This window comes from Kocuria rhizophila (assembly GCF_003667225.1).
GTDB classification, from domain to species: domain Bacteria; phylum Actinomycetota; class Actinomycetes; order Actinomycetales; family Micrococcaceae; genus Kocuria; species Kocuria rhizophila.
Window position 1 is genome coordinate 44820 of the sequence record NZ_RCOM01000009.1, and the last position, 8383, is coordinate 53202.

7 protein-coding genes are annotated in these 8383 nt (G+C 70.3%); all 7 read right to left on the reverse strand.

Going from position 1 to position 8383, the window contains the following annotated elements; all coding sequences use genetic code 11:
• Window positions 1-87: 87 nt before the first annotated feature.
• Window positions 88-2706 carry an ATP-dependent Clp protease ATP-binding subunit gene (locus tag D9R02_RS02995; RefSeq protein WP_070636670.1) on the reverse strand — a complete coding sequence of 873 codons (2619 nt, stop codon included), beginning with the start codon at window positions 2704-2706 and terminating at the stop codon, window positions 88-90.
• Window positions 2707-2989: 283 nt separating this feature from the next.
• Window positions 2990-3331: a histone-like nucleoid-structuring protein Lsr2 gene (locus D9R02_RS03000; RefSeq protein ID WP_019310539.1), complete on the reverse strand. Its 342-nt coding sequence runs from the start codon at window positions 3329-3331 to the stop codon at window positions 2990-2992.
• A gap of 220 nt (window positions 3332-3551) precedes the next feature.
• On the reverse strand, window positions 3552-3827 hold the full coding sequence (locus D9R02_RS03005) for a hypothetical protein (RefSeq protein ID WP_035885298.1): 276 nt from the start codon (window positions 3825-3827) through the stop codon (window positions 3552-3554).
• 61 nt (window positions 3828-3888) lie between these two features.
• A complete protein-coding gene (lysS, locus tag D9R02_RS03010; protein ID WP_019310541.1) occupies window positions 3889-5421 on the reverse strand; it encodes a lysine--tRNA ligase in 1533 nt (510 codons plus the stop codon).
• 24 nt (window positions 5422-5445) lie between these two features.
• Window positions 5446-6294: a pantoate--beta-alanine ligase gene (gene panC, locus D9R02_RS03015; protein ID WP_053069381.1), complete on the reverse strand. Its 849-nt coding sequence runs from the start codon at window positions 6292-6294 to the stop codon at window positions 5446-5448.
• On the reverse strand, window positions 6291-7280 hold the full coding sequence (locus D9R02_RS03020) for a Rossmann-like and DUF2520 domain-containing protein (RefSeq protein ID WP_019310543.1): 990 nt from the start codon (window positions 7278-7280) through the stop codon (window positions 6291-6293). The genes panC and D9R02_RS03020 overlap by 4 nt, the downstream gene beginning before the upstream one ends.
• 52 nt (window positions 7281-7332) lie before the next feature.
• On the reverse strand, window positions 7333-8383 hold a 1051-nt coding region (locus D9R02_RS03025; protein WP_147435325.1), incomplete at its 5' end, for a PH domain-containing protein.

The following is an 8383-nucleotide window of genomic DNA, read 5'->3' on the forward strand; positions in this document are numbered from 1 at the left end:
GGGACGCGAGCGGGCGGCGTCGCGAACCGCTGTGGTTCACGACCCCGCCCGCCGGCAGCATCCGGGGCCCGCCCGGGCCGGGGTGGGTCAGGCCTGCGCCTGGGCCGCTCCCCCGCCCGTGTCCCCGCCGGTGTGCGGCGAGCGCGGGACGTCCTTGCCGGACGTGCTGTCGTCGTTGTCCGTCAGGGTGGGGGTGTTCTCGATCTCCGCGATCTCCTCGTCGGAGAGCTCCGACATGGGAGTGGAGGAGAAGGTGAACGAGGCGTCGTCACCCTCGCCCTCGACGCCCACGGTGATCTTCTCGCCGGAGGCGATCTCACCGAACAGGATCCGCTCCGAGAGCTGGTCCTCGATCTCGCGCTGCATGGTGCGGCGCAGCGGGCGGGCGCCCATGGCGGGGTCGTACCCCTTCTTGGCCACCAGTTTCTTGGCCTCGTCCGTGAGCGTGATGGACATGTCCTGCTCGCGCAGCCGCTGCTGCAGCCGCGCCACGAACAGGTCCACGATCTGCACGATCTCGGACTCGCTCAGCTGCGGGAACACGATGATCTCGTCCACGCGGTTGAGGAACTCCGGACGGAAGTGCTCCTTGAGCTCCTCCTGCACCTTGGCCTGCATGCGGTCGTAGGAGGTGGCGGCGTCCCCGCTGGCCTGGAAGCCCACGGGAACCGTGCGGGAGATGTCCCGGGTGCCCAGGTTGGTGGTCATGATGATCACCGTGTTCTTGAAATCCACCACGCGGCCCTGCGAGTCGGTCAGGCGGCCGTCCTCGAGGATCTGCAGCAGGGAGTTGAACAGGTCCTGGTGGGCCTTCTCCACCTCGTCGAAGAGCACCACGGAGAACGGCTTGCGACGGACCTTCTCCGTCAGCTGGCCGCCCTCCTCGTAACCCACGTAGCCGGGAGGGGCACCGAAGAGCCGGGAGACCGTGTGCTTCTCCTGGTACTCGGACATGTCCAGGGTGATCAGGGCGTCCTCGTCACCGAAGAGGAACTCCGCGAGCGCCTTGGCCAGCTCGGTCTTGCCCACGCCGGTGGGCCCGGCGAAGATGAACGAGCCACCGGGACGGCGGGGATCCTTCAGACCGGCGCGCGTGCGGCGGATGGAGCGGGAAAGGGCCTTGATGGCCTCGTTCTGCCCGATGACGCGCTTGTGCAGCTCGTCCTCCATGTGCAGCAGACGCCCGGACTCCTCCTCGGAGAGCTTGTAGACCGGCACACCCGTGGACGCCGAGAGCACGTCCGAGATGACCTCGGGGGTGACCTCGGAGATCTGGTCGTCGCCCTCGCGCCAGGCCTTGTCCTTCTCGTCCCGCTCGGCAATGAGCTTCTGCTCGGTGTCACGCAGGGACGCGGCCTTCTCGTAGTCCTGGCCCTCGATCGCGGCTTCCTTGGCGGTCTTGGTCTCCGCGATCTTCTCGTCCAGCGCCTTGATCTCCGGCGGGGCGGTCATGCGCTTGATGCGCAGGCGGGCACCGGCCTCGTCGATCAGGTCGATGGCCTTGTCCGGCAGGAACCGGTCGGAGACGTAGCGCGCGGACATGTGCACCGCGGCCTCCAGGGCGTCGTCCGAGATGGACACGCGGTGGTGCGCCTCGTACTTGTCGCGCAGCCCCTTGAGGATCTCCACGGCGTGGGCCTCGGAGGGCTCGTCCACCTGGATGGGCTGGAAGCGACGCTCCAGGGCGGCGTCCTTCTCGATGTGCTTGCGGTACTCGTCCAGGGTGGTGGCGCCGATGGTCTGCAGCTCACCGCGGGCCAGCATGGGCTTGAGGATCGAGGCGGCGTCGATCGCGCCCTCGGCGGCACCGGCACCCACGAGGGTGTGGATCTCGTCGATGAACAGGATGATGTCCCCGCGGGTGCGGATCTCCTTGAGCACCTTCTTCAGGCGCTCCTCGAAGTCACCGCGGTAGCGAGAACCCGCCACCAGGGAGCCGAGGTCCAGCGTGTAGAGCTGCTTGTCCTTCAGGGTCTCCGGGACGTCTCCGCGGACGATGGCCTGCGCGAGGCCCTCCACCACGGCGGTCTTGCCCACGCCGGGCTCGCCGATCAGCACGGGGTTGTTCTTGGTGCGTCGCGAGAGCACCTGCATCACGCGCTCCATCTCGCGGTAGCGCCCGATCACCGGGTCCAGCTTGGACTCGCGAGCCGCCGCCGTGAGGTTGCGCCCGAACTGGTCCAGCACGGCGGAACCGGCCGGGGTTCCCTCGGCACGTCCACCGCCGCCGACGCCGGCCGCTTCCTTCTCGCCGCCGGAGTTCCCGGACTGGTAGCCCGAGATCAGCTCGAGCACCGTGGCCCTCACCTTGGCCGGGTCCGCGCCGAGCTTCACGAGCACCTGGGAGGCCACACCCTCACCCGCGCGAATGATGCCCAGCAGGATGTGCTCGGTGCCGATGTAGTTGTGGCCCAGCTGCAGGGCCTCGCGCAGCGAGTGCTCCAGCACCTTCTTGGCGCGCGGCGTGAACGGGATGTGGCCCGAGGGCGCCTGCTGGCCCGGGCCGATGATGTCCTGGACCTGCTCGCGCGCGGCGCTCAGGGTGATGCCCATGGACTCGAGGGCCTTGGCGGCGACGCCCTCCCCCTCGTGGATCAGACCGAGCAGCAGGTGCTCGGTGCCGATGTAGTTGTGGTTGAGCATCCTGGCCTCTTCCTGGGCCAGCACGACCACCCGGCGGGCACGGTCGGTGAAGCGTTCGAACATGGATACTCCTTCATTGATCTCTGCCCACGATGCTAGGCACCGCAATGGCCGCCATGGGCACTGTTCGCCACTGGCGCACGGTGCTCGGCCGGGGGCGAAATCGCCCTTCCACCCCCGGCCCCGGGGGTTCCGCAGCCCGATCCCGGCACGAACGTCGACGGCCGGGGCACACCAGATCTGGTGTGCCCCGGCCGTCGTGGAAAGGGCCCCGAGTCGTTCGCCGGGGACCCGGGCGCGGGGCCCGGTGGGAGAGCTCTTCCCGCCGGTGCGCCCGGCGTGCGGCTCAGCTGCTGTGGGCCGCGTAGTACTTGTCCTGGATGTCCTGGTGGATGCGCCCGCGGTCCGAGACCTGCAGGCCCTGCTCCTTGGCCCACGCCCGGATCTTCGGGGTCTCGGGGTTGCCCGAGCGGCTGGGCCGCGTGGTGGTGGTCGCACTGCGGCCGGTCTTGGCGGTGGCGCGGCGACCCGCGGAGATGAAGGGACGCAGTGCGTCGCGCAGCTTGGTGGCGTTCTCCGAGCTCAGGTCGATCTCGTACTGGCCGCCGTCGAGGCCGAAACGCACGGTCTCGTGGGCCTCTCCGCCGTCGATGTCGTCTTCCAGGATGATTTTCACGGTCTGAGCCATGGTCAGCTCCTCCAAACGCCCCGCGGGCTGCATAGGTCTTTTGTTCGTGTGCAAAGATATGTGGTCCATGCGGAGATTCCCCGGGCATTCGCGCGATGTGCCCGATCAATGCCCCAGCGCGACACCCTGGATCAGACGGTTATCGCGGATCCTGGAACAGAATTCATCTCCGAATCACGTGGCCCATCATGGCACGCAATTCCTGAATTGTCATCACGGGCTATTCCGCAGGATTCCGGTCTTCCGCCGAATCACGAATGGGAATGCTGTGCCGCAGCCCCAGACCCCTCTGCTGACGGGGATTCTCCTCCTGGTGGCCGAAGGGCGTCCTGTCACCCTCGCGCTCCCGGACGGCCTGGTACCAGCGCTCGGCATCCGCCTGCGCCTCGCCCTGCGCAGACCGCTCGGCGCGGTCCCCCCGAAGCAACCACCTCATGATCAGGTAGAACACCAGACCCACGCCCAGCGAGGGCAAAAAGACCGCCACGTATTCCATGATGCAGATCATCCTCTCCGGGACTGTGCGAATGCTGTGCGGAGGATTCCGCGGGTCCGGCTCACTCCGGCTTCATCAACGGGAACAGAATGGTCTCCCGGATTCCGAGGTTCGTGAAGAGCATGATCAGGCGGTCGAGACCGAGGCCCAGACCACCCATGGGGGGCGCACCGTGCTCCAGGGCCCGCAGGAAGTCCTCGTCCAGCTGCATGGCCTCGTCGTCCCCGGCCGCGGAGAGCAGCGACTGCTCCGTGAGCCGCTCCCGCTGCACCACGGGGTCGATGAGCTCGGAGAACGCCGTTCCGCGCTCCATGCCGCCGATGATGAGGTCCCAGGCCTCGATCAGCCCGGGCTTCTCGCGGTGCGGGCGGGCCAGCGGCTGGGCCGCCGGCGGGTAGTCGTAGACGAACGTGGGCTGGATGAGGGTGGGCTCCACGATCTCCTCGAAGAGCTCCATCACGAGCTTCTGCTCGTCCCACGCGGGGTTGACCGGGATCTCCCGCTCCGCGGCCAGGGCCCGCAGCTGCTCCGCGGGAGTCTCCGGGGTGATCTCCTGCCCCACGGCCTCGGACAGGCCCGGGTACACGGAGACCCACTGCCATTCACCGAACAGTTCGATGCGCCCCTGCGGTGTGTCGATGCCCTCGACGCCCAGCTGCCGGGCGCACTCCTGGATGATCTCGCGGATCCGGTCCGCCATGACGAACTGGTCCGCGTAGGCCTCGTACGCCTCCAGGGTGGTGAACTCCGGGCTGTGGGAGGAGTCCACACCCTCGTTGCGGAACACGCGGCCGATCTCGAACACCCGGTCGATGCCGCCCACGACCGCGCGCTTGAGGAAGAGCTCGGTGGCGATGCGCAGGGTCATGTCCTGGTCGAAGGCGTTGAGGTGGGTCTCGAAGGGACGCGCGGCCGCTCCGCCGTGGACGAGCTGCAGCATGGGCGTCTCGATCTCCACGTATCCCTGCTCCTCCATCACGCGGCGCACGGTGCGGGTGATCAGGGAGCGGGTCAGGACGACGTCGCGGGCCTCCTGGCGCACGATGAGGTCCAGGTAGCGCTGGCGCACCCGGGTCTCCTCGTTGAGCTCCTTGTGCATGGTGGGCAGGGGGCGCAGCGCCTTGGACGCCATGGTCCAGGAGCCCGCCATCACGGACAGCTCACCGCGCCGGGAGCTGATGACGTTGCCGGTGACCGCCACGAAGTCCCCGAGGTCCACGAGGGCCTTCCACTGCGCGAGGGAGTCCTCCCCCACGTTCGCCTTGGACAGCATGACCTGCAGCCGGGTGCCGTCCCCCTCCTGCAGGGTCCCGAAGCACAGCTTGCCGGTGTTGCGCACGTGCACCACACGCCCGGCCACGGTCACGCGGTGCTCGGTCTCCTCCCCCGCCTCGAGGTGGGCGAACTGCTCGCGCACGTGCGCGAGGGTGTCCGTGCGCCCCACGCCCACCGGGTACGGCGCCATTCCGGCGTCCGCGGCCGCCTGCCGCTTGGCGGCGCGCACGGCCATCTGGTCGTTGAGCTCGTGCGCGCTCAGCTCCGGATCGGTGCTGGCGGGCTGGGCGGGAACGGTGGTTTCAGGCTGCTCGGTCACAGTGGACCAGGATACCGGTAGCGCTCAGATCCGCATGTTGTCGATGAGCCGGGTGGGACCGACCCACGCGGCCACGAGGGCCAGCACCCCGGGCTCCGGCGCGACGAACTCGAGAGTGCGCGGGTCCACGGTCTCGAGGTAGTCCAGGGAGACCTCCGGTTCCGCGTCCACACGCTGACGGGCCTGCTCCAGGGTGAGTTCCCCGGCCGCGAGGGCGCGCAGGGTGCTGTGCAGCACGAGAGCGTGCTCCGCCTGCTCCTCGGAGAGGTACTGGTTGCGCGAGGACAGGGCGAGGCCCCGTTCCGAGCGGACGATGGGCACCGGGCGGATCTCCACGCGGTGATCGAAATCACGGGCCATGCGCTGCATGAGCAGCAGCTGCTGGGCGTCCTTCTCACCGAAGTACGCCCGGAAAGGGGTTCCGGGCCCGGGCGCCATGATGGTGAACAGCTTGTTCACCACGGTCAGGGCGCCGTCGAAGTGTCCGGGGCGAGTGGCCCCCTCGAGGACTCCTCCCGCGGCGCCGGACGTCACCGAGACCACGGGGACACCGTCCGGGTACATCTCCTGCACGTCCGGGGCGAACACGAGGTCCACGCCCACCTCCGCGAGCAGGGCGAGGTCCTGTTCCAGCTGCCGGGGGTAGCTCTCGAAGTCCTCCCCCGGTCCGAACTGCAACGGGTTGACGAACACGGACACGACCGCGAGGTCGTTCTCGTCCCGCGCCCGCCGCGCCAGCTGCACGTGCCCGTGGTGCAGCGCCCCCATGGTGGGCAGCAGCCCCACGCTGCGGGCGCCCCGCGCCACGCGGGACTCGATCTGTTCGCGCACCTGCGCAATGGACGTGCACACCAGGGGTCCGGTGCTGCTCACTGCTCCTCCTCGATCGCCGCCATGACGGCTCGGTAGCTCGTCTCGTCCAGTCTGCCCGACGCCGCCGCCCGCCGGGCCGTCTGCCTCGCCAGGGCGCGGTAGCCGGCCAGCAGCTGCCGGGCGGCGTCGTGGTCGGCGTTCCCGGTGGGGCCCGCGGCGTCGTGGTCGGCGCTGCCAACGGGGCCCGCGGCGTCGTGCCCGGCCCTGGCACCGCCGCCCGCCAGTTCCCGCAGCGCGGCCACGTGCGCGGCCACCGTGGTGACGTCACCGCGGGCCACGGGACCCGTGAGGGCGTTCTCCCCGGAGGCCAGGGCGTTGTCCACCGTGGCGCGCACGAGCGGGCCCAGCACGCGGTCCGGGTGCTCCACCCCGATCTCCCCGAGCAGCTGCATGGACTCTCCCAGAACCGTCATCACGTGGTTCGAGCCGTGGGCGAGCGCCGCGTGGTAGAGCGGGCGGTCCGCCTCCGCGACCACCACCGGCTCGGCTCCCATCTCCACCACGAGGGCCTGGGCGATGGGCAGCACGGGTGCCGCGGCGGTGACCCCGAAGCTGCAGTCCGCGAGGCGCTGCAGGTCGAGGCTGAGCCCCGTGAAGGTCATGGCGGGATGCACGGCGAGCCCGATGCCACCGGCCGCCCGGACGGGTTCCAGGACGCCCGTGCCGTGGCGGCCCGCCGTGTGGACCACGAGCTGGCCCGGCTGCCACGCACCGGTGGCCGCGAGCCCGCTCACCAGACCGGGAAGCTGGTCGTCCGGCACGGCGAGCAGGACCAGCTCGCTGCGCTCCACGATGCTCTGCACGTCCAGCACGGGAACGTCCGGGAGCAGGGTCGCGGCGCGTTCGCGGCTGGCCTCCGACGACGCGTGCACACCCACCACGGCGTGGCCCGCGCCCCGCAACGCCGCACCGAGCACGGCACCGACCCTGCCCGCGCTGATGACGCCCACGCCGAGACGGCCGGGACGGTGACTGGGTTGGGACACGCGGGAACTCCTCACAGGGGGACGACGGCACGCACAGGGTAGCGCACGGCGCTCACACCTCGGACGCGGATCCCTCGGGCGGGAGCGCGGCCCAGGACCCGCCGGCGGCGTCCCGCTCCCTGGCGGCGCGGGTCAGCTGCGCGTGACGCCACTGCAGCTCCCGGGCCGTGCGGACGTCCAGGTGGTCGAGCGCGGTGGTCACGGCGCCCGGGGTCACGTGCACCGCCACACCGCTCAGACCCATCCGTCGCTCCACCGGGCCCTGGCGAACGGCCACGGACTGTGTCTTGTGGTGCGGCACCACGCAGGCGTGGCGAGTGATCCGGCCCCAGCGCAGCACCAGGGAGGAGTCGTCCAGGGCGAAGCCGTTGCGCCGCCACGTGACCGGGTCCAGCCACCGGCTGCGGCGGGGGTTCGCCGTGAACCGTGACGAGCCCCCGACCCCCGAGAGTCCCTCCCGCACGAGGTCACGCGGGGCGTGCTCCAGAGGCAGCACCAGACGCAGGATCTCCTGGACGTTGTCCCACGTGCCCACGGGCAGCACCACGGAGCCGAGGTCCTCCGTCTCCCCTGCGCCGCCCTTGCCCGCGGTGGTGACCACCACCCTGTGACCGCCGAAGAAGCGCCACAGCAGGGGCCGGGTGACCTGCAGGGCCTGCACCCGGCCGGTGGGGATCGTGGAGGAGCGCTCGTTGAACAGCCCCGCGCGCGTGCGCACCCCGGAGGGGACCTCGCTCAGCGTGAATCCCCAGCTGCGCTCCAGCCGCGTGTACAGCCCGGACAGCACACCCAGCAGCGGCGCGATCGCCGAGGGCAGCACGATGATCAGGGCCTCCGGGAACCACAGCGCCAGACCCGCGGTGATGAGCGCGATCAGCACCAGCGCCACGGCGGGCGGCGAGCAGACCAGCCCGAGCAGCACGCGCCCCGTGGGCACGATGAACACGCGCCGCAGCTCGTCCTGCTGGTTCAGCAGGCCGTACTTCTCGGCCATGCGCAGGTCCATGCCGGTGCGGCGTCGTACGGCCGCCCCCTGCGTCCCCGCACCGGAGTGGGCGACGCCGCCCGGGCCGTCCGCGGGGGCCAGCGCCCACGGGGCCACC